20 protein-coding genes are annotated in these 22,386 nt (G+C 61.9%); 4 read left to right on the top strand and 16 right to left on the bottom strand.

The window, feature by feature from the left end:
• Nucleotides 1-31: 31 nt before the first annotated feature.
• From Bravens_RS09730 to Bravens_RS09715, 4 genes are all read left to right on the top strand, one after another.
• Nucleotides 32-877: an alpha/beta fold hydrolase gene (locus tag Bravens_RS09730; protein WP_062022903.1), complete on the top strand. Its 846-nt coding sequence runs from the start codon at nt 32-34 to the stop codon at nt 875-877.
• A 70-nt stretch (nt 878-947) separates the two neighbouring features.
• Nucleotides 948-2,156, top strand: a complete 1,209-nt coding sequence (locus tag Bravens_RS09725) for an acetyl-CoA C-acetyltransferase (RefSeq protein ID WP_062022900.1) — start codon at nt 948-950, stop codon at nt 2,154-2,156.
• Between the two features lie 11 nt (nt 2,157-2,167).
• Nucleotides 2,168-4,324 (top strand): 3-hydroxyacyl-CoA dehydrogenase NAD-binding domain-containing protein, encoded by a 2,157-nt coding sequence (locus tag Bravens_RS09720; RefSeq protein ID WP_062022897.1) that lies wholly within the window; start codon nt 2,168-2,170, stop codon nt 4,322-4,324.
• A 196-nt stretch (nt 4,325-4,520) separates the two neighbouring features.
• A complete protein-coding gene (locus Bravens_RS09715) occupies nt 4,521-5,054 on the top strand; it encodes a GNAT family N-acetyltransferase (protein ID WP_062022895.1) in 534 nt (177 codons plus the stop codon).
• 14 nt (nt 5,055-5,068) lie between these two features.
• Here the strand turns inward: Bravens_RS09715 and madM are convergent, their stop codons facing one another.
• The 16 genes from madM to Bravens_RS09635 all read right to left on the bottom strand — a co-directional run bounded on the left by madM (nt 5,069) and on the right by Bravens_RS09635 (nt 22,370).
• A complete protein-coding gene (gene madM, locus Bravens_RS09710) occupies nt 5,069-5,833 on the bottom strand; it encodes a malonate transporter subunit MadM (RefSeq protein WP_062022892.1) in 765 nt (254 codons plus the stop codon).
• Nucleotides 5,833-6,264 carry a malonate transporter subunit MadL gene (gene madL / locus Bravens_RS09705; RefSeq protein ID WP_082784810.1) on the bottom strand — a complete coding sequence of 144 codons (432 nt, stop codon included), beginning with the start codon at nt 6,262-6,264 and terminating at the stop codon, nt 5,833-5,835. Before madL ends, madM begins: the two co-directional genes overlap by 1 nt.
• A gap of 108 nt (nt 6,265-6,372) precedes the next feature.
• Nucleotides 6,373-6,555, bottom strand: coding sequence for a hypothetical protein (locus tag Bravens_RS09700; RefSeq protein ID WP_061944600.1), 183 nt, complete (start codon nt 6,553-6,555; stop codon nt 6,373-6,375).
• Nucleotides 6,556-6,736: 181 nt separating this feature from the next.
• The gene (gene dnaB / locus Bravens_RS09695) at nt 6,737-8,086 is read right to left on the bottom strand and encodes a replicative DNA helicase (protein WP_019174251.1); all 1,350 of its coding nucleotides are present in this window, start codon (nt 8,084-8,086) and stop codon (nt 6,737-6,739) included.
• A 148-nt stretch (nt 8,087-8,234) separates the two neighbouring features.
• Nucleotides 8,235-9,500, bottom strand: coding sequence for a DUF445 domain-containing protein (locus tag Bravens_RS09690; RefSeq protein WP_062022889.1), 1,266 nt, complete (start codon nt 9,498-9,500; stop codon nt 8,235-8,237).
• A 93-nt stretch (nt 9,501-9,593) separates the two neighbouring features.
• A complete protein-coding gene (locus Bravens_RS09685; protein ID WP_062022886.1) occupies nt 9,594-10,508 on the bottom strand; it encodes an energy-coupling factor transporter transmembrane component T family protein in 915 nt (304 codons plus the stop codon).
• Nucleotides 10,495-11,961 (bottom strand): ABC transporter ATP-binding protein, encoded by a 1,467-nt coding sequence (locus Bravens_RS09680; RefSeq protein ID WP_062022883.1) that lies wholly within the window; start codon nt 11,959-11,961, stop codon nt 10,495-10,497. The genes Bravens_RS09685 and Bravens_RS09680 overlap by 14 nt, the downstream gene beginning before the upstream one ends.
• Nucleotides 11,958-12,650 (bottom strand): ECF transporter S component, encoded by a 693-nt coding sequence (locus tag Bravens_RS09675; RefSeq protein ID WP_062022881.1) that lies wholly within the window; start codon nt 12,648-12,650, stop codon nt 11,958-11,960. Before Bravens_RS09675 ends, Bravens_RS09680 begins: the two co-directional genes overlap by 4 nt.
• A 14-nt stretch (nt 12,651-12,664) precedes the next feature.
• The gene (locus Bravens_RS09670; RefSeq protein ID WP_082791127.1) at nt 12,665-13,378 is read right to left on the bottom strand and encodes an ECF transporter S component; all 714 of its coding nucleotides are present in this window, start codon (nt 13,376-13,378) and stop codon (nt 12,665-12,667) included.
• Nucleotides 13,379-13,641: 263 nt separating this feature from the next.
• Nucleotides 13,642-16,794: a DEAD/DEAH box helicase gene (locus Bravens_RS09665; RefSeq protein WP_062022878.1), complete on the bottom strand. Its 3,153-nt coding sequence runs from the start codon at nt 16,792-16,794 to the stop codon at nt 13,642-13,644.
• Nucleotides 16,791-17,207, bottom strand: coding sequence for a (deoxy)nucleoside triphosphate pyrophosphohydrolase (locus tag Bravens_RS09660; protein ID WP_062022875.1), 417 nt, complete (start codon nt 17,205-17,207; stop codon nt 16,791-16,793). The genes Bravens_RS09665 and Bravens_RS09660 overlap by 4 nt, the downstream gene beginning before the upstream one ends.
• A 32-nt stretch (nt 17,208-17,239) precedes the next feature.
• Entirely contained in the window at nt 17,240-18,001 is a 762-nt protein-coding gene (locus Bravens_RS09655; RefSeq protein WP_082791126.1) for a sulfite exporter TauE/SafE family protein, read from the bottom strand.
• 126 nt (nt 18,002-18,127) lie between these two features.
• On the bottom strand, nt 18,128-19,423 hold the full coding sequence (gene shiA / locus Bravens_RS09650) for a shikimate transporter (protein ID WP_062022872.1): 1,296 nt from the start codon (nt 19,421-19,423) through the stop codon (nt 18,128-18,130).
• Nucleotides 19,424-20,946: 1,523 nt separating this feature from the next.
• Complete coding sequence (gene rplI, locus Bravens_RS09645; RefSeq protein ID WP_062022870.1) at nt 20,947-21,405, bottom strand: 50S ribosomal protein L9; 459 nt, start codon at nt 21,403-21,405, stop codon at nt 20,947-20,949.
• A gap of 16 nt (nt 21,406-21,421) precedes the next feature.
• Nucleotides 21,422-21,661, bottom strand: a complete 240-nt coding sequence (rpsR, locus tag Bravens_RS09640) for a 30S ribosomal protein S18 (RefSeq protein ID WP_019174237.1) — start codon at nt 21,659-21,661, stop codon at nt 21,422-21,424.
• Nucleotides 21,662-21,764: 103 nt separating this feature from the next.
• Complete coding sequence (locus Bravens_RS09635; protein ID WP_062022867.1) at nt 21,765-22,370, bottom strand: single-stranded DNA-binding protein; 606 nt, start codon at nt 22,368-22,370, stop codon at nt 21,765-21,767.
• Between the last annotated feature and the right edge of the window lie 16 nt (nt 22,371-22,386).

The following is a 22,386-nucleotide window of genomic DNA, read 5'->3' as shown; positions in this document are numbered from 1 at the left end:
CTAGAATGAGGAGTGTGAACGGCAGACCACTATGACGACCGAATCTTCGCGCTCCATCACGCTCGCTGACGGCCGGATCCTCGTGTGGGACGAATGGGGCGATCCCGCGGGCACACCGCTTCTCTATGTCCACGGCACCCCGGGTTCTGGCCGTGAAGCGCAGGTGCTGCACCACGCGGCTGGATTTTTGGGAATCCGCATCATTGCCCCGCACCGGCCCGGATACGGCGGCTCCACGCACCTTCCGGGGCGAAGTGTTCTCGAATGGTCTGAGGACGCCTACACACTTCTCGATGAACTTGGCCTGCCCGCTGTCATGGTGTTGGGTTTCTCTGGGGGCGGTCCGCACGCGATCGCCTTTGCGCTGCGCTATCCGAGCCGGGTCAGCGCTGTGGGCTTGGTTGCGTCTGCCGGTTCGCCTTCTGGCTTTTCTGCTCTGCTCCCGCGAGGCGCCTGGACGGTCGGCATGCCGGTTCTGGCTGGTCTTCTGGGGCTGCCCAGGCTGGGCCGGCGGCTGATTGCCCGTTCTGGCAGGCGCCGCAGGTCGATGCGTGCGGCGACTATCTTCAGTGCTTCTTTGGACACTGCCGTCGGTCAGGGGCGCGAACAGCTGCGCGGTGCTGTGCGTGATTCGTGGGCGATCTACGGTCCGTGGAGCCGCTTCTTGAACTGGAACCAGAAGGGTCTTCCACCGTTTCTGCTGTGGCACGGCGCTGATGACACTACGGTGAAACCGGAAGTCAGCCACCGCATCAGCCGCGCGCTCGCCGGCTCGAAGCTGACGATTCTGCCCGATGTGGGCCACGTCAACGCGCTGTCTGACCACGGAGCGGAGATCCTGTGCGAACTGAAACAGGCCGCGGAATCCAGGCCCTGAGAAAAAGTCAAACGATCGTTTGGTTTGTGTTAGCTTAGACACAAACTGCTCCCCAGATCGGAGGACACCGATGTCAGACGCGTACATCTATGACGCGGTGCGCACCCCGCGCGGTAAGAACCGCGGCGGCGCACTGCACGGAACCAAGCCAATTGACCTCGTGACCGGCCTCATCGACGCCGTTCTCGAACGCAACCCCCAGGCTGACCCCAACCAGATTGACGACATCGTGCTCGGCGTTGTCACCCCGGTTGACGAACAGGGTGCCGTCATCGCCCGCACCGCAGCCATCGCGGCCGGCCTGCCCGACACCGTGGCAGGTGTCCAGCTCAACCGGTTCTGCGCCTCGGGCCTGGAAGCCGTCAACACGGCCGCCCAGAAGACCTCGGCCGGCTGGGACCAGCTGGTGCTCGCCGGCGGTGTCGAATCCATGTCCCGCGTCCCCATGGGATCCGACGGCGGCGCATGGTCAGAAGACCCGCAGACGGCCTACCACTCCTACTTCGCCCCGCAGGGCATCGGCGCTGACCTCATCGCCACCACGGAAGGCTTCAGCCGCGAAGACTGCGACGCATACGCCGTCGAATCGCAGAAGCGCGCCGAAAACGCCTGGCAGAACGGCTACTTCGACAAGTCGATCGTCCCCGTGAAGGACATGAACGGCTTCACCGTTCTGGCAGAAGACGAACACCGCCGCCCCGGCACCACCGTGGACGACCTCGCAAAGCTCAAGCCCTCCTTCACCAAGCTCGGCGAAGAAGTCGGCTTCGACGCTGTCGCACTGCAGAAGTACGCACACATCGAAAAGATCGACCACGTCCACCACGGCGGAAACTCCTCCGGCATCGTCGACGGTGCCGCGCTGACCCTGGTCGGCAACAAAGCCATCGGCGAAAAGCTCGGCATGAAGCCGCGCGCCCGCATCGTCGCCACCGCCGTCACCGGCTCGGACCCGACGATCATGCTGACCGGCCCCACCCCGGCCACCGAAAAGGTGCTCAAGACTGCGGGCCTGAAGGTTGAGGACATCGACCTGTTCGAACTCAACGAAGCGTTCGCGGCCGTTGTGCTCAAGTGGATGAAGGACCTCAACATCCCGCACGACAAGGTCAACGTCAACGGCGGCGCCATCGCCATGGGCCACCCGCTGGGTGCCACCGGCGCCATGATCCTGGGCACGCTGCTGGACGAACTCGAGCGCCGTGACCTCAAGCGCGGCCTCGCCACCCTGTGCATCGGCGGCGGCATGGGCATCGCAACCATCATCGAGCGAGTCTGAGGGGAAAAACCATGACTGAATACACCGGATACGACTGGTCGCAGAGCCCCGACGGAATCGTCACCATCACAATGGACGATCCGAACAGCGGCGCCAACATCATGAACCAGCACTTCCTCACCTCGCTCGAAGGGACCGTCGAGCGTCTGGAAGCGGAAGTCGACTCGATCACCGGCGTCATCATCAAGAGCGCCAAAAAGAAGATCTGGTTCGCAGGCGCCGACCTGACCGGCTTCCTCAACATGCCTCAAGAGGCTCTGGAAGCCGAATTCGAAAAGCTTGAATACACCAAGGCCCTCATGCGCCGTCTGGAGCAGCTGGGCAAGCCGGTTGTCGCAGCCATCAACGGTGCGGCACTCGGCGGCGGCTTCGAACTTGCGCTGGCCTGCCACCACAGGATCGCCGCATCTGACAACGGCCGCATCCAGCTGGGTCTGCCCGAAGTCAGCCTGGGCTTGCTGCCCGGCGGCGGCGGTGTCACCCGTGTCACCCGCATGCTCGGCCTGCAGAAGGCACTCCAGAACGTCATCCTGCCGGCTAAGCCGTTCGACCAGGAAAAGGCACTGGCCATCGGACTGATCGACAACGTCGTTCCGCTGGACCAGATGGACGAAGCCGCTCGCGCTTGGATCAAGGAAAACCCGGCACCCGTCAAGCCGTGGGACGAACGAGGCTTCAAGATCCCCGGCGGTGCTCCGAAGGACAACCAGGGTCTGGTTGCGGCTCTGCCCGCCCAGCTGCGCAAGCAGCTCAAGGGTGCCCCCATGCCGGCGCCGCTTGCCGCAATGTCAGCGGCAGTCGAAGGTGCCCGCGTGGACTTCGACACCGCCTCGACAATTGAGTCGCGCTACCTGATCAGCCTGCTGGCGCACCCCACGTCGACCAACATGATCACGGCGTTCTTCTTCAACATGCAGGCCATCAAGGCCGGCAAGTCCCGCCCCGAGGGCTTTGAGAAGTTCCAGGCCACCAAGGTCGGTGTTCTCGGTGCCGGCATGATGGGTGCCGCAATCGCCTACGTCAGCGCGAAGGCCGGCATCGACGTTGTGCTGAAGGACGTGTCGAAGGAAGCAGCCGAAAAGGGCAAGGACTACGCCCGGAAGCTCGAAGCCAAGGCGCTTGAGCGCGGCCGCACAACCGAAGACAAGTCGCAGGCTCTGCTCGACCGCATCACCACCACCGGCGACGCGGAAGACTTCAAGGGCGTTGACTTCGTCATCGAAGCTGTTTTCGAGAACGTCGATGTCAAGCAGCAGGTGTTCCAGGAAATCCAGGATGTTGTCGAACCCGACGCTGTTCTCGGTTCCAACACCTCGACCCTGCCGATCACCACGCTGGCAGAAGGTGTCGAGCGCAAGGAAGACTTCATCGGCATCCACTTCTTCAGCCCGGTCGACAAGATGCCGCTGGTGGAGATCATCCGCGGCGAGAAGACCTCGGACGCTGTGCTTGCGAAGACCTTCGACTTCGTTCAGCAGATCCGCAAGACCCCGATCGTGGTCACCGATTCGCGCGGCTTCTTCACCTCGCGCGTCATCGGCACGTTCCTCCTGGAAGCCATCGGCATGGTCGGCGAGGGTGTCGAACCGCAGATGATCGAACAGGCTGCCCTGCAGGCCGGCTACCCCGCTGGTCCGCTGCAGCTAATGGACGAACTCACACTCACCCTGAACAAGAAGATTGCGGACGAAACCCGTGCGGCCAACCAGGCTGAGGGCAAACGCTTCGAAGAGTTCGGGCTGGACGTTGTCGAGTGGATGATCAACGAAGGTCGCACCGGACGCAAGGACGGCGCAGGCTTCTACGAATACGAAGACGGTCAGCGCGCCCGCCTGTGGCCGGGCCTGCGTGAGAAGTACAACTCCAAGCACGAAGGCGTCGACATTCACGAACTTGGTGAGCGCATGCTGTTCGCTGAGGCAATCGACTCCGTCAACTGCCTGGAAGAGGGCGTTCTCACGACCGTGGCCGATGGCAACATCGGTTCGATCCTCGGCATCGGCTTCCCCGCCTGGACCGGTGGTGTGCTCCAGTACATCAACGGCTACCCCGGCGGCATGAAGGCCTTTGTTGCTCGCGCTGAAGAGTTCGCACAGAAGTACGGCGAACGCTTCGCACCCTCGGAGTACCTCAAGAAGCGCGCAGAGGCCGGCGAAGCCTTCCTCTGATCCGCGTGTAGTGCACGTTCCTGCACGAACTGAACCAGCTGCGGGGGCGGTTGCGGACTTTTCCGCAGCCGCCCCCGCAGCTGTTTTTCTGCTGACTGGGTGGATTAGGGAGGCAAAGTCGCCGTTTTTTCCTCGATTGCGCGATTAAATGCACAGCTGCCGAGGTGCCTGTCGCCTTTCGTCCTAGACTTTCGGCATGTTCTCCTACTGTCTTCCCTCGCAGGTCACCGTTGCCGGCCGCGCTTTCTCCATCACCAAGGCGACGAAGAACGATGTCCGGCCCATCGTCGAGCTTCTGACCGACGACGTTCTCGGGGTCGGCCGTGAAGGCTGGCAGGAGAATGCCGAAGCCTATGAGCGGGCCTTCGACCTCATCGAGGCGAGCCCAGACAATGCCCTCCTGACCGTGCGAGAGGCGCGCGGCGCCTCGTCAGAAGAATCCAGTGAAAGTGAGCCCGTCCCGCTCGCCGGGACGTTCCAGATGACGTTCCTGCCCGGCCTCAGCCGGAAGGGCATGTCGCGCTTGCAGGTGGAGGCCGTCCGCGTGGCGGACGACTACCAGAGCATGGGACTGGGCAGCGCGCTCATGAGGTGGGCAATCGACTGCGCCCGACAGTCCGGGTGCGGGCTTGTGCAGCTGACAACCGACAAGACCCGCGCCGACGCCCACCGGTTCTACGACCGGCTGGGCTTCGAGGCCACCCACGAGGGCTACAAAATCATCCTGTGATGGCTCAGCCGGAGTCAGCCCGTGAACGCCCGGACCGCCAGGTAGAACACGCTCGGACCCAGCAGGCAGCCCAGGCCGGTGTAGAAGGTGGCGGTCATCGCGCCATAGGGAACCAGGCGTTCATCGGTGGCGGCGAGCCCTGCGGCTACACCGGAGGTTGTGCCCATGAGTCCGCCGTAGATCATGGCGGACTTCGGGTTGTTCAGGCCAATGAGCTTCGCGGCGAACGGTGTGCCGATCATGACAAGCACCGACTTCACCAGGCCGGCGGCAACCGACAGGGCGATCACAGTTTCAGATGCGCCGACTGCGGTTCCGGTGACGGGGCCGACGATGTAGGTGGCGGCTCCCGCACCCATCGTTGCGATCGATTCTGCGTCCCGGTAGCCGAAAGCAAGCGCCACGCCGGCGCCGACGATAAACGACAGCACAACGCCGATGATGAGCGACAGAGCACCGGGCAGTCCGGATCGTTTGAGTTCGCGCACGTCAATGCCGTAGGCGGTTGCCACGATCGCGAAGTCGCGCAGCATTGACCCGCCCAGCAGGGCCATACCGCCGAATATGGCGATGTCGGAAATGCCCTTCTTGCCGCCGGTGGCCAGGCCGCCGAAGTAGGCGAGCACCAGGCCTAAGACGATTGCGATGGCCGAAGCCTGCAGGCGTCCTTTTGTGAGGGTTTTCGACAGCCAGCCGGAGACGATCATGATGACTGCGACGACAACGAATGCCACCAGCAGGTCGAGGTCTTCAAGAACTGAAACAACAGCGTCGAGCATCAGCGACCCCTGCCTTCCGTGGCTTCGGCTGATTCGGCTTCCTCAGTTGGCTCTTCAACGTCTGGCAGAGGCTCGGACGGTGCACCGATTTTCGACAGCAGCGGCACCATGGCAAGGCTGACGACAGTGGCAGCTACACCGGCGGCCAAGGCGACCGGACCAGCGCCAACGGCCGCGTACACGTTTTGGATTGCGGCCATGGCAACGACGATGGGGATGTACATGGCGTTCCAGAACAGGACGCCGTGTTCGGTGGGGGCGGGCAGTTTGCCTTTGCTGCGCAGCCAGGTGGTGAGCGCAATCAGCAGGATCATGCCGAAGCCCACACCTCCGACGTTGGCATCGACGCCCAGAAGCTGGCCGAGGATTTCACCGATGATGGTGCCGGCCAGCACGCTTGCGGCGAGCGCGGCGACTCCGTACAGAATCATCGCTCGCTCCTTTCGGATTGATGGTTAGCGGAGTGACGGTTGAAGACTGTGACAGCACACATAAAAAGCCGGTCCGCGGTGGGCGGACCGGCTTTCAGCTCAACTAGTTCAGTTGGTGGTCTTTGCCAGCTGATCAACCTTGGACTGGTGCGCAGCGTGGTTGAAGAACGCGCGGCGACCGAGTTCGTAGATCCAGCAGATAACCCAACCGACTGCGACACAGAGTGCGGGCAGAATAACCCACGAGGCGGCGAAGACAATGAGGGCGATGATGGCACCGATGACCTGCATAAGTGACCTCTTCACTAAAGCGGATTAGGACGTTTGGCCTCAGTCTACCCCGTCCAGCGTTTATCCACACTTTTCTGGGTGGGCTCTCAGGTGCCGGTTCGGTAACGTTCCGAGGCCCGAGGTGCCGCCCACCTCCCGCTGCCAGGTGCCGCTCGCTGGCCGGCACCAAAGTCGCAGCCCGTCACCTCGGCATGTTTGCAAAGCGCGACTTCGCGCCCTGGAACGCGACGGTGATTTCGCCGGTGGGTCCGTTTCGGTGCTTGGCGACGATGATCTGCGCTTCACCTGCCGACGGCGATTCGGGATCGTAGACGTCTTCGCGGTGGATCAGCAGAACCATGTCGGCGTCCTGTTCGATCGAACCGGATTCACGCAGGTCGGACACCATGGGGCGTTTGTCGGTGCGCTGTTCGGATGAACGGTTCAGCTGGGACAGTGCGATAACGGGGACTTCGAGTTCTTTGGCCAGCAGTTTGAGCGAACGGGAGAATTCGGAGACTTCCTGCTGGCGTGATTCGACGCGCTTGCCGGAGGTCATGAGCTGCAGGTAGTCGATGACGACCATTTTGAGGTCGTGCTGCTGTTTGAGTCTGCGGCACTTGGCCCGGATTTCGGTGAGCGCCATGTTTGGGGAGTCGTCCATGTACAGCGGGGCGTCGTTGATGCGTCCCATGGTGTTGGCCAGGGTGGTCCAGTCGCGGCTCTGGTCGAGGTCGCCGTGGCGCAGGGCCTGCAGTGGGATGCCGGATTCGGCTGACAGCAGGCGCATGGTGAGTTCCTGCCGGCCCATTTCCAGCGAGAAGATGACGGTGGTCTGGCTGTTGTGAATGGCGGCGGAACGGGCGAAGTCCAGGGCCAGCGTTGATTTGCCCATACCGGGCCGGGCGGCGATGACGATCATCTGCCCGGCGTGCAGGCCGTTGGTGAGTTCGTCGAATTCGTAGAAGCCGGTGGGTACACCAATGGTGTCGCCGTCGTGGGCTCCGGAGCGCTCGATTTCTTCGACCGTGGGCCCCAGAACTTCTGACAGCCGCACGTAGTCTTCCGATGCGTTGCGTTCGGTGACGGAATAGATTTCGGCCTGAGCCCGGTTGACGAGGTCTTCTGTGTCGCCCTCTGCGTCGTAGCCCATCTGCACAATGCGGGTGCCGGCCTCGACGAGTTTGCGCAGCATGGCCTGTTCGCGAACGATGTTCGCGTAGAAGCCGGCGTTGGCCGCTGTGGGCACGGACGAAATGAGGGTGTGCAGGTAGGCGGGGCCGCCGATCCGGGCGATGGATCCGGCTTTGGACAGGGCGTTGGCCACGGTCACGGCGTCTGCTGGTTCGCCGGCGGCGTAGAGGTCGAGGATGGTGTTGTAGATGGTTTCGTGCGACGGGATGTAGAAGTCGTCGCCGCGCAGGAGTTCGACAACGTCCGCAATTGCGTCCTTTGACAGCATCATGCCGCCGAGCACGCTGGCTTCGGCGTCACGGTCCTGCGGTGGTGTGCGCAGACCTGCGTCTGCGTGTTCCCATGTGTTGTCGGCCATCAGTCTTTCTCCCCCTACGCGCGGGCTTCCCCGCGGCTCACCATCATAGGGCCACCCACGGACACGTCCGGTCCGGTCCTCTCACGAGGTGGAGGGCGCCTCCTCCGCCCCGCCCGGTTGGGCTGGGCTCACCTGGTCAGCAGCAGGCTCAGCCCCCTATGAGCACTGCGACGGTGTGGATGAGCAGACCGGCAAGGCAGCCGATGACGGTTCCGTTGATGCGGATGTACTGCAGGTCTTTGCCCACGTAGAGTTCGATCTTTTCAGCAGCTTCGCGTGCGTCCCAGCTGGCGATCGTGTCCGATATGACGCTGGTGAGCTCACCGCCGAAGGACTCCACGCCGTCGGCTACGGCGACGGCCAGTGTGTGGTTCCACTTGTTCGCAAAGGCTTCGTCGTCTGTCATGCGGGCGGCGAATTCGGCCAGCCCGTCCCGCAGCTTCTGCTGGACGGTGCCGTCGGCGTCAAGCACGGATTCGCGCAGAAGGCGGGATGTCGATTCCCACATGGCAACAGCCGAGGTGACCACCGCCTCGCGCGACAGCATGTCAGCCAGGGTCGCCTCGACCCGCTCAGCCAGTGAGGATTCCTCTTGCAGCTGCGTTCCGATGCCGGTCAGCCATTCGTTGAGCGCTCCGCGAGCGCGGTGGCTGCGGTTGTCGCGCACATCGGCGATCCAGCCGACGATTTCGCGGTGCAGTTTGTCCGACACCATGCGGTTGGCGAACCTGGGCACCCATTCGGGGGCGCGCTGGCTGACGATGTCATCAACCACCTGCGGGTTGTACAGCAGCCAGGAGTGAGCTTCCCCGGCAACGAGGTCGACCAGGTGTTCGTGCGCACCATCGGCGACGATCTCCTGCATGAGGCGGCCCAGCACAGGTGCTTTGCGCACTTGGATGAGCCGGGGAACGAGGACGTCGCGAGTGAGGTCGGCAACGGCGTCGTCGTCAACCCGATCGAGCACGTACTGCAGGCCCATGCCTGCTCGGCGAACCACCGCATCCTGCGATGAGGGTTTGCTCAGCCATGCACCTACCCGCTGTGTGACGCGAGCGGATTCCACCTTTGGAGCGACGGTGTCGTAGGTGAGGAAGTTCGATGCGACAAACGCCGACAGGCTTTCGCCGAGCACATCCTTTTTGCGCGGAATGATCGCGGTGTGCGGAATCGGCAGACCAAGCGGGTGGCGGAACAGCGCGGTAACGGCAAACCAGTCAGCAAGAGCACCGATCATGGCCGCCTCGGAACCGGCTTTGACGAAGCCCCACACACCCGTGCTGTCGGTGAAGATGACGGTGGCCAGCCAGATGAGCGCCGCGGCCACCAGAAGGCCGGTGGCCAGGGTGCGCATGCGCCGCAGGGCTATGCGGCGGTCTTCTTCTGTCACGGGTGTGTTCTGCTGAGTGCTCACACGCTCATTCTTCCAGTGATCGCAGGCTCGGTCAGCCGCAGCCGCCGGTCACCCCGGCCGCGAACGGCAACCTCTGGCACTGGCGAAGCCGCCTCACGTGAGGATCAGACTCCACGTCCCTGCCGCGACGGCCGCTCCAATGGCTGCAACACTCATAAGAACCCCAACCACAACAATCACTGCGTCCCGCGGATGAAAGCGCGACTGGCGCAGCTGGGTACGACGGCTGGTGCCAAAACCCCTGCCCTCCATGGCCATCGCCAGGCGGGTACCGCGGCGGATTGCCTGGACGAGCAGCGCAAATGCCACCGGAACCACTCCCCCAAGCCGGCGCAGGAGCGTGTCGGGGCCGACACCTCGGGCGCGGCGGGCAAAGGACAGCGTCTGCCATTCGGCCGTGAACAGCGTGACCAGGCGAGTGGCGGCGAGCGCTGACATGACGAACCGCTCCGGCAGGTGCAGCTTCTGCACGAGTGCGTCGGCGAGGTCGGTGGGGTCGACGGTCGATGCGATGGCGATTCCGGGCAGGGCGAGCGCCAGCACGCGCACGCCGATTGCGGTACCGGATGCCAGCGATCCGGTGGTGATGAGCAGCGGGCCGATGTGCACCAGCACGTCGCCGGTTTTCTCCGCCAGGATTGTTGTGGCCCAGGCGGCGATGAGGGCCGCGCCGGGCAGGAACCACAGGCGTTTGAGCATCGCGCCGATCCGCAGGCCCGTCAACGGCAACAGGAGCACCTGCAGGGCCAGCATGACGGATGCGCTGACGATGTCGATGCTGAACAGCACACCGCACATGAGGATGAACGCGAGCGCCATCTTCGACAGCGGGTTGGCGCGCAGAAAGGCGGTGCGCCGGCGGATGGGCACCAGCAGATCCACCTGCACGGGGGCTGCTGAGCGGGGCAGGATCACGGCACGAGGCGCAGCCTGGCTGCCCGCCGCACCCTCACCGGGTGCTGGGGTCGGCTGGGCGGTGGTGTTTGGAGTGTTGTCAGGCGAATTCACAGCGCACCGCCCCCAGGGTGTCGATGAAGGGTTCGTCGTGGCTGACGGTCACGACTGCTTGGCCGGCGCGCAGTTCGTCGATGACGAGTTCGGCGAGCGCTCGCCACGTGCGGGCGTCTTGGCCGAAAGTGGGTTCGTCGATGATGAGGATGCGCGGCCGGGCAGCGAGCATTGCGGCCACTGACAGGCGGCGCTTTTCACCGCCGGAGAGCTGCTGCGGATGGATGTCAGCCAAGTGTTCTAGCCGCAGTGCGGCAAGGAGCTGTTCGGCGCGGTCGTCTGCCGCTTGGGGATCCCAGCCGGCTCGCTGTGGGCCAAACCGCAGTTCGTCAAGCACAGTTGGCCGCAGGAATTGGTGTTCGGGTTCTTGGAACACCATGCCGATGCGGGGCACGAGTTCGCGGGAGCTCCACCGGAAGGGGTCACTGTGTTTGGGTGGGCGGACTGTGCCGTTGAGGGTGGTCAGCTGGTCTGCCGCGGTGAGCTGGCCGTAGGCGGGTTTGAGCAGACCGGCCAGGGTCAGCGCGGTGGTGGATTTTCCGGCACCGTTGCGGCCGGTCAGGGCGAGCGCTGTGCCGGCGTGAATCGCCGCAGTCAGTTCGGCGACGGGTTCGCTGTTTTCACGCTGAACGCCCAGGCCGTCGGCGGTCATGAGAACGTCGCCAACAGTCGGCACGTACGGCGTGGGCAGGGCTGCGTCGGGCAGCCACAGGCCGGCCGCTTCCAGTGAGGGGCGCAAGGCTTGGTCGCTCAGGATGGTGTCGGGGCTGCCATCGGCGAGCACACCGCCGGGACCCAAGACCACAATCCGGTCGACGTGCTCGGTCCACACCGGCAGGCGGTGTTCGACGATCAGCATGGTGGCGCCAGTGGCTTCTTGCGCGGCGATGATGGAGTCGCGCACGGATTCGACGGCTGCCGGGTCGAGGTTGGCGGTGGGTTCGTCAAGCACCAGCAGGCCCGGCTGCATGGCGACGACCCCGGCGATGGCCAGGCGCTGTTTCTGCCCACCGGACAGGGCTGCCGTCGGGTGAGTCAGCGGGACGTCGAGGCCAACAATGTCGAGGGCTTCGGGGATTCGGCGGGCGATGTCTGCAGCGGGGATGCCGACATTGGCCATGCCGAAGGCCACGTCGTCGCCGACTTCGGCGAGGATCACCTGCGAATCCGGGTCTTGCAGCACAAGCCCGGAGATTCCGCGGGCAGGGTCCGGTGGGAGGCCGTCAACCAGGAGTTCGCCGAACTGTTCGCCGGATTCATCAGGCAGGACACCGGCAACGGCGTGAAGGAACGTCGATTTTCCAGCGCCGGAACCGCCGACCAGCAGAACTTTCTGGCCGGCTGGGATTTCAAGGTCGAGGTCGGAAACGGCCGGTTCGGCACGGCCGGAGTGGTACCAAGTGAACCCGCGGGCGGACACTGCCGCGGGTCGGGATGACGAGGTGGTGGTCACGAATCTGCGGGACTTTCGCTTTCTGAGGGGCTCCCCCGGTGACCTGCACCTTCGGGTGAGGAGGCGGCGTGAGGTGGGCGGCGCCTCGGGCGCGGGTCGGTGCCGGATGCGAATCCGGTCAGCACTCCGGTCCGGCGGATGGCGCGGTAGACGAACCAGCCGCCCAGGCCGGCGAATACGGGTCCGGAGACCAGGGCGCAGGCGGCGAAGACCAGCTGCCATTCGAGGGCCCAGCCGGCGTTCCAGAAGATGTTGTCGGTGATGGACACCGAAATAGCGGGTGCTAGGCCGGCGAGCACGGAAATGCCGAGGGTGTAGCGGCGGTAGCGGGTCAGGGCGAAGACGAGTTCGGTCATGATGCCCTGGCACAGGCCGGTGAACAGGATGACCGGGCCGAAGACGGAACCCAGGAGGGCTTCGGTTGCTGCGGCGATGAGTTCGCACACGATCGCGGCGCCGGGTTTGCGGATGATGAGTGCCCCCACGGGCCCGGCCAGCAGGTAAAGGCCGCCGACTAGGCCCGTGGTTGGTGGGAACACGAGGTTGAACGGGACGTCGATGATGGGCCGCAGGGACGTCCACGCGAAGTACACGGCACCGAGTGCGACGGCGAGTACCGCCGCGACGATGATGTCAACGGTGCGCCATGTGAGGCTGCGTGTGGGCGTGGTGTGTGCGGTGTGGGTCATCGAGGTCTTTCAGTTCATGTGCGGTTGGGGGTTGTGTGCTGGCGGGGTGTGGTTGTCATTCGCCCGGAAGCGAAGGCTGACAGTGCGCCTGTGGGCACGATTGCCTTCCACAGGAGCCATGCACCCAATCCGGAAATGATAATGCTGGAGGCGATTCCGCACACGGCGTAGACGACCTTGAATGTCATAGCCCATTTGGCGTAGTACATGACTATTTCGCCGACCACCAGGGCGACGCCTGCGCCGAGGCCGGACAGGAGCATGACGGGCAGGTTCCACTTGCGGTAGAGGAAGGCGAGGAACACGATTTCGGCGCCGGCTCCCTGCAGGAGGCCGGAGATGATTGCGTTTGCGCCAAAGTGGGAGCCCAGTACTGCTTCGACGGCGGCGGCGAGTGTTTCGGCGATGATGGCGGCGCCGGGTTTGCGGACGATGATTCCGGCGAGTGGCCCTGCGAGCACCCAGATGCCGCCGAACAGACCGACCAGCGGTGGGAATGCGACGGTCCAGAGTTCGAAGACGCCCCAGATGGCGGCGACTCCCCAGAAGATGACGCCGACTGCTACTGCGATGACCACGGTGACGATGATGTCAACGGTCCGCCAGCGCAGGCTGGTTTTTGTTTGGCGGTTCTGCGGCTGTGGGTTTTTCGTCTGTGATGACGAGGTGGTGTTCGGGTTGCTTGGGTTGGTGTGGTGTCCGGGCTGGACACGGTTGTCCTGTGTCATGAGTCCTCCTCAAGGCAAGGAGGGGTCAAGAGTGTGCTCGACTTCCTTCGCCGGTGCTAACCGGGCAGGTTCGAGGGTCTGCGGCATCGCACTCTCAGCGCCCTTGTTCGGATCTCTAGGTTTGATCCGAGGCGCTCCCCTGTCGTACGGCCGATACCTTAGCAAGGACAGTGCGCTGGCGCACAGGATTGGGTGGTCTGGCGGGTTCTGGGTGGACCGTTGAGGTGTCGGCCTGGTTGCAGCAGCGGTCTGTTCGGCAGGTCTTATTGAACCGCCTTGGCAGCTTCGAACAGCCGCGCTGGCATTGGTCGTTCAAGTTCCCACACGATCTGCATGGGTTTTTCGCTCTCGTGACTGACATACCGCGCATTACCCAGGCAGGTGTACGGTTCGGTTCCGATCTCACCGACCTTGGATTCACGCACAAACAGCACGACGTTCGAACCATCACGTTCGTGGTTGATGTACCTCTGTCCAGTGGGTGACTCAGCCCTCGTCAAGCTCTGTGATTCCCAGTGGAAAAGCGTTTCCGTCAACGCGTAGTCGCGGTACATGGTGCTTGGCGAATAGTCAGCTGCCGACTTGTTCAGGGTCACCAGAAGGATGTCGGTTTTCAGTTCGGGAACCCATTTGACGCCTTCGCGGATACTGCCGGGTTTTTCGCTGTTGAGTGATCCCACACCCAGGCCGGCAAACAACTCTTCACGTGAGTACGTTGCGTGACTGCGGATCGGGTGAGTGTCCAGACCACCACTTAGGGGTTGCGGGACCACCCGCGAACGGGACTCTTGGAACTCGATGATCTGGTCCAGTTCGTCACGCACATAATCAGCACGCAGGAGGTGTTCGAGTCCTGCTTCAATGCCCTCCGAGTGCCCGCTTGGCCAGAACGAGTAGTACAACATGAGTGCCAGCGGATCCCGCGCAAGCTCGGGTGTTACAGCGTCTGCGTTCAGAACTCGCCGATAGCCGCGGAACCTATCCGGGTCATCAACGTGCACAAAACTGCGCATCCGCTCAAGCAGAAGCTGTTCGGCAACACTGGGGCGAAAACTGCCTCGCGTATTGGCCCAGGCTTCATATTGCTGCCACGAGTTGGGCCCGGTTACCCCTCTGTACGTGCGTTTGGCGCTGGCTTTATATACAGCTGAGAGATCGCGATCCGTCCTATCGAGGTACTCCTTCAGCCGCAGGCCTTGCTGTCTCTCAATCTCTGAAGAGTTTTCGTGAACATCCGCCAGGAAGGCACCGATCTTCATGTCAAGCTGACTCTTCAGGTTGCTCACAACCTCTTCCTGCACCACTGAGTCGAGCACAATCTGCGATCCCGCCGGCAGGAACGGGAACCCTTTCTTGGCTGCTTGTTGGAGACTCTTTCGCCCTTGACCCGTGAGCGCACGCAGTTTGATGTCAAAGCGGAAATTCTTGTGCTGGTGACCAACGAAGTCGAGGACCGTAAGGACCGACTTGTTTGGAGAGCGGCGTAGGCCGCGGCCCAGCTGCTGCATAAAGATGGTGGCCGACTGGGTTGGGCGCATCATGAGGATGGTGTCGATCGCAGGCAGGTCGAAGCCTTCGTTGAATATATCGACAGCCATGAGGCAATTGAGTTCGCCACGAGCAAGTTTTTCGATGGCTTCAGTCCGAATGCTTGGATGTGTTTGTCCCGTGACAGCTTCGGATGGGATACCAGCTTCGTTAAAGACTCGCGTCATGTACTCGGCATGTTCAACAGACACACAGAAGCCGAGGGCTTTCATAGTGCTGGTGTTAGAGACGATGTCGGTGGTTGCCTCAATGATCTTCCGGGCACGGGCATCATTGCCTGTGTATAGCTTGTTCAGGCCGGAAACACTGTAACCACTCGCTGTGAACTGAACATCGGACACATCGACACCATCGGCAATCCCGAAGTAGTGAAACGGCACTAGGAGGTCGTTATCTAACGCTGTCCACAGTCTGAGCTCGCTGGCGATGCGGCCGCCGAAATAGTGCGCAACAATGTTCTGCCCGTCCGCCCTTTCGGGGGTCGCGGTAAGGCCAAGAAATTCGCGGTACTCAGTGAAGTGGCTGATGAGCCTGCTGTACGAATCAGCCATGCCATGATGAAATTCGTCAATGATGATGACGTCAAAGTGTCCCGGCGCAAAGCGGGAGAGTTGTTCTTCTTTCGAGAACGATTGAATCGACGCAAACACATGATCCCACGCTGTGGGTTGGTACCCGCTCGAGAAAAGTTCACCGAACGACCCATCGCCCAAGACATCGCGGAAGGTCCGTAGGGATTGTTCGAGAATTTCTTGCCGGTGAGCAATGAACAGCAAGCGTGGACGCGGTCCGTCGGTGTCCTGACACAAACGGCGGTAGTCCAACGCCGCAACCACGGTTTTACCCGTACCAGTTGCAGCCACCACGAGGTTCTTGTGAATGTCCAAAACCTGGCGCTCGTGTTGGAGGTCATCCAGAATGATGGCTTGGTGCGGGTAGGGGCGCACGTCGAGCGAACTAGCCAACAGCGAAGTAGGAGTTTTATTCGTTGAGCTTTCGTTGAGTGCCTTTTCGAGGCGTTCACCGTCAGCTTCTGGATCGTACGGTTCGAACGTCGGCGACTGCCAGTAGCTTTCAAAGGTTGCTTCGAACTTTTCGACCAGTTCCGGTGTTTGTACCCGCGAGGCGCGAACATTCCATTCGAGGCCATCAACCATTGCCGCATGGCTCAAGTTTGAGCTTCCGATGTACGCAGTGTCATAACCCGTGTTCCGGTGGAAAATCCATGCCTTGGCATGCAGCCGGGTTGTCTTGTTGTCGTAGCTGATGTGGACTTCGGCCCCGCAGTTCTTGACCAGGAAGTCGAGCGCTTTCTTTTCAGTGGCACCCATATAGGAGGTTGTGAGTACCCGCACCGGTACTCCCCTGCGCCGCAGATCGAGCAGCTGATCGTGAATAACACGAATGCCTGACCACTTGATGAACGACATGATGATGTCGACCCGATCTGCACTCTGCATTTCGCTTGTAATTACGGGGCCCAGACTGGGATCGCTCGAAGCGTTCGTCAGAAGTGCGACATCTGACAACGGAATGCTCGGAGGGGTAGGTGGCGGAAGAGGCGGCCTCGCCACACCCATTAGCTGCCTGGGCTTGTGCCCCGTAGACAGCTGACCCTCTTCTGGTAGCGTCCGGATGCCCGCCAGAATCGTGTTCACGAACTCAACGCGCTGCTCCGTTGTATTCAATGCCTTCAGTTGGTCTTCGACCTGCTGCGCAACATAGCGCGACAAAACGTGCGGAAGGTCAGCTTCATCAATTGTCCGTAGATCGCTTTCGAGACGATTTTCATGTTCTTGCAGAACACGCTCGAGCCCTGTGGTCACAAGGCTTTCGTACAGGCCTGGCTGCAGTTTCGGAACGTTCATGATTGGCCTTCCACCGGGAATCCGCTTTGTTCAATCGTTTGCAAAGCGGGAAGATCGGGCTTTGCCCACGTGACAGTGGCAAAGTCTTCGGGTGCCAGCCACTGAAAAGCATCGTGATCCGTGCTCGAAGAAATATCCGCTGAGGTTGTCACCCAATAGCAGGCAAGGTCGATGTTGTTTGTGCCGACCGGAGTAACTTCACGCGTGACAAGGTCGCCGACTACCGCGTCGGTCAATCCAAGCTCTTCCTTGAGCTCACGAGCCAGGGCCACCCGAGGGGCTTCCCCGGACTCGACTTTTCCACCAGGGAATTCCCACTGCCCACCGGCAGACTTTTCCGGTTTGCGCCGGCACGCCAAAACTTGCCCTTCGCGGTGAATGACCGCCCCAACGACACGGATTGATGTGCTCATGCTCACACAGTAGCGGCAGGCACTGACATAAGTTAGACCGCCGACAGGATCTGCTCGCCCAGCACGAACACCGCCATCGCCAGAACGAACACACCGAAGCCCCTCTTGAGCTTCCTTTCGGGCACTTTGCCGATGAACGACGCCCCGATCATCGAACCCACAATCGACAGTCCCGTGAACACCAGCGTGAACACCCACGGGATCTCCGTCTGCCCCAAGTGACCAAGCAGACCGGCCGCTGACTGCAGCGCAATGATGTACACACTCGTGGCCACCGCAAAGTTCATACCCAAACCGCCCACCAGGGCGAGCGCCGGCACAATGAGGAACCCTCCCCCAGCGCCAACCAGACCGGCAATCACACCGATCATCGTGCCCAGCACAACCACCAACCACACCTTGGGGCGGCGTTCGACAGTGTCACCTCGGCGACGGCGAATCATGCCGATACCAGCAGCAAACATCACCGTCCCGAAGATCAGCATGAGCACAGTCCCCGGCAGATACCCCGACAGCTTCCCACCGAAAAACGAACCCACCATCGAACCGAGCGCAAAAACCGTCCCGATCTTCCACTGCACCCGATCGCTGAACGCATGCCGCACCGCGCTGATCAGCGACGTTGTCCCCACAATGAACAACGACATCGCAATCGCCTGCTCCGTTGGGAACCCCGCCGCATAGGTCAGGATCGGCAGCGTGAGAATCCCACCCCCACCGCCGAACAGCCCAATCGTCACCCCGACAAGCAAAGCCAGGATCAAAGCGACAACGATCGGCGCAGTCACAGTCATATCCGCTGCATTCCACTTCCCAACGACACCGGCAGGTCACTCCCAGGCTACGCCCCTCACGAGGTGGAGGTTCAGGAACCGGGCAGCGGCACCTCGTTATTCATCTGGCCGGCACCGGCCGGCCACTCAGTGAGCTTCCCGGTGCGTGCGCGCCACCCAGATGCCGCACAGGCCCGAAATGAGGCAGCCGGCAACCAGGTAAATCGCAACACCCAGCCACGAACCGTTGCCGATTGCCACCAGCCACGTGGCAATAAACGGCGTGAACCCACCCGCAATAGCGGCCGCCACCTGATAGGCGGTTCCAGCACCCGAATACCGGAACTCAGCCGGGAACATCGAAGCGAAAAGCGGCTGCTGAACAGCCACAACAGCATCGTGGGCGATGTTCACCAAAATGATCGCGCAGATGACAATGCCGATGAACGCACCCTTGTCCAAGGCGAAGAAGAACGGGAACGCAAAAACCACACCGACAACCACACCGAACAGGTACACGCGCATACGGCCGAACCTGTCAGCGAGGTAGGCAAACAGCGGGATCGTCAAAATGCCCAAACCGCCCACAAACAGATTGACGTTGAGCATGGTCTGGCGCTCAAAGCCCAGGTTGTCGACAGCAAAGGCGAGCGCGAACGTTGTCACAACGTACATCGAGAACAGCTCGATGAACCGCAGACCGATGATCTGCACCAGCTGGGCCGGGTAGCGGCGGACCGCCTCAAACAACGGCAGACGCTTAGGTTCGTCCTCTTGCTGCAGGCGCTTTTCGACCTGTCTGAATTCTTGGGATTCTTCTACCCCGGCGCGGACCCACAGGCCCAACGCCACCAGCAGGGCGCTGAAGATGAACGGGATGCGCCAGCCCCAAGCCGTGAACGCCTCGTCAGACAGGACACTGTTGAGAAGTGACACCGCTGCGGTCGACAGGAGCAAGCCCACCGAATAGCCGATCTGCACACCGGACGAAAACAGTGCACGCAGGCCCCGCGGAGCGTTCTCAACGGCAAGCATTGCCGCACCACCCCACTCACCGCCGACGGCCAAGCCCTGCACACAGCGCAGAACAACCAGAAGCAGCGGAGCCACCCAGCCGATCTGCGCATATGTGGGCAGCAGACCGATGAGGGCGGTGGCAACACCCATGATGGTCATCGTCCACACGAGCATCCGCTTACGCCCAATGCGGTCACCGAAGTGGCCGAAGATAATGCCGCCCAAAGGCCTGAACAGGAAGCCCACACCCAGGGTTGCGAAAGCCGCCAGACGCGATGCGACGGGGCTCGACTCCGGGAAGAACACCTGCCCAAGCACAGTTGCTGCCACCAGGCCGTAGAGCAGAAAGTCGTACCATTCGACGACCGCGCCGACGAATGAACCCAGTGCGGCTCTGCGACTCTGCGCTGCAGACGGAGTGCTCATAGCTGTCCTTCCCTATTCTGTGAACCGGTTAATTGTGGCAGAAGTCACTAGGTCGGCTGCGGTGGTGTCCAACTGGTGGGCGTATGGCCGACGATGCACGCGGGAAGGTGGTCGCCGCGGCCCTTCTGGCGGCCAAACTCACGCAGCGGCGGGCTGTGCTGGGGTGGCTGGGGCCCTTCTGGCGGCCAGACTCACGCAGTAATGCAAACTCACGCAGTAATGCGCCGCAATAAAGCGTGAAACTGCATTAAACCGCAAATCCAGGCTGCGACGGTGTCCGATTGGTGGGCGTATGGCCGACGATGCACGCGGGAAGATGATGGCCGCGGCCCTTCTGGCGCCCAAACTCACGCAGTGGCGGGCTTTGCTGGGATGGCTACGGCCCTTCTGGCGGCCAAACTCACGCGGTAATGCAAACTCACGCGGTAATGCGCCGCTTTAAAGCGCAAATCTGCAATAAACCGCAAATCCAGGCTGCGACGGTGCCCGACTGGTAGGCGTATCGCCGACAGTGCACGCGGGAAGATGATGGCCGCGACCATTCTGGCGCCCAAACTCACGCAATGGCGGGCTTTGCTGGGGTGGCCGCGGCCCTTCTGGCGCCCAGACTCACGCAGTAATGCAAAGTCACGCGCTGATGCAGCGCTTTAACGCGCAAATCTGCATTAAACCGCAAATCCAGGCTGCGACGGTGCCCGACTGATAGGCGTATCGCCGACAGTGCAGACGTGAAGATGATGGCCACGGCCCTTCCGGACGCCCAAACTCACGCGGTAATGCAAACTCACGCGCTAAAGCACCGCTTTAAAGCGTGAAACTGCAATACACCGCAAATCCAGGCTGCGACGGTGCCCGACTGATAGGCGTATCGCCGACAGTGCAGACGTGAAGATGATGGCCACGGCCCCTCCGGACACCCAAACTCACGCGGTAATGCAAACTCACGCGCTAAAGCACCGCTTTAAAGCGTGAAACTGCATTAAACCGCAAATCCAAGCTGCGACGGGTTCCGATTGGTGGGCGTATGGCCGACGATGCACGCGGGAAGGTGGTGGTCGCGGCCCCTCCAGACACCCAAACTCACGCGGTAATGCAAACTCACGCAGTAATGCACCGCATTAACGCGCAAAACTGCATTAAACCGCAAATCCAAGCTGCGACGGTGCCCGCGTAGTGGGCGTATAGCCGACGGTGCACGCGGGAAGATGATGGCCGCGGCCCCTCCAGACGCCCAAACTCACGCAGTAATGCAAAGTCACGCGCTAATGCACCGCTTTAACGCGCAAATCTCCATTAAACCGCAAATCCAGCCCAGCAGCGCCACCCCAACCAGCCGGGCGCACCCACGCAACGCAAATCCAGCCAACCAACACCACCCAGCGCCCCAACCCACCAACCCAAACAACGCAAAAGCCGGGACCAACACCCAACGGTGTCGATCCCGGCTTGTGCTTTAAGCCAGCGGGCTAGGGCAAGCCGTTAAGGCCAAACGCCCCAACCCGCCTAAGCCAGTTACCTGAAAATCAGGCCTTGCCGATCACGTCGAACTTGGCGTTCGCGGTGATTTCGTCGTGCACGCGGACGGTCGCGGTGTAGGAACCGGCCTCCTTGATGTGCTTCGGAAGGGCGATCTGGCGGCGGTCGAATTCGTGACCGACGGCTTCCTTCAGTGCGTCAGCGACAGCGGTGGTCGTGACAGCACCGAACAGACGGCCGCCCTTGCCGGCCTTCATTTCGATGCGAGCGGTGGTCGCTTCAAGCTTTTCCTTGAGAGCGATTGCCTCTTCGCGGTCAGCGATCTGACGAGCCTGACGTGCCTTGCGCAGAGCTTCAACCTGCTTTTCAGCACCTGCGGTCCACAGCTGAGCCCAGCCGCGGGGCAGCAGAAGGTTGCGAGCGTAGCCAGCGCGAACGGTGACAACGTCACCAGCCGCACCGAGGCGGTCAACTTCCTGATTCAGAATGAGTTTGATGTTTGCCATTTCAGTACCCCTCCGATCAGCGAGCTGAGCTCGTGTAGGGCAGCAGCGCCATTTCGCGGGCGTTCTTAACAGCCTTGGCGATCTTGCGCTGTTCCTGCACAGTCACACCCGTCACGCGGCGAGCACGGATCTTGCCGCGGTCAGAGATGAACTTACGCAGAGTTGCAGTGTCTTTGTAGTCGATGTAGGAAGTTTCACCCGCACCCAGCGGGTTAGCCTTCTTCTTCACCGGCTTCCGGATTTCCGGCTTTGCCATTTTTACTCCTGTTGAAAATAAGCGTCGAAACAGTCGGCGCAAAAGCTATAGGCGATAGCTAAAAGCTAAGCGCGCAGGCTGGGCCGTAACGGCCCACAGCGGATCAGAACGGGGGTTCGCTTTCAGTGGGGCTTCCCCAGCCGCCACCGCCCTGATTCTGGTTGGGATCGGATGCAGCCCAGGGGTCGTTCTGCGGGCCGCCGAAGCCGCCCTGCTGACCGCCACCCTGGTTGCCACCGGGCTGTCCGCCCTGCTGGCCCCAACCGCCGCCGGTCTGCTGGCCGCCGTAGCCGCCCTGCTGACCGCCGCCGTAACCCTGACCGCCGCCCTGGAATCCACCAGAGCGTTCGACCTTCGAAACCTGTGCTTTTGCAAAGCGCAGGCTGGGGCCGATTTCGTCAACGTCGAGTTCCATGACGGTGCGACGTTCGCCTTCCTTCGTGTCGAAGGAACGCGACTTCAGGCGCCCCTGAACGATGACGCGGGTGCCGCGGCTGAGTGATTCAGCCACGTTTTCAGCGGCATCGCGCCACAGGGAGCAGCGCATGAAGAGGGTTTCGCCGTCGCGGAATTCGCCCGACTTGCGATCGAACATGCGGGGAGTCGAAGCGACCGTGAAGTTGGCAACCGCAGCACCGTTGGGCGTGAACCGAAGTTCAGGGTCCGAGGTGAGGTTGCCGACGAGTGTGATTACTGGATCTCCGGCCATTCTGACTCCTTAGCTG

This window comes from Brevibacterium ravenspurgense (genome assembly GCF_001584615.1).
GTDB lineage: Bacteria > Actinomycetota > Actinomycetes > Actinomycetales > Brevibacteriaceae > Brevibacterium > Brevibacterium ravenspurgense.
This window is presented reverse-complemented; position numbering and strand designations above follow the sequence as displayed.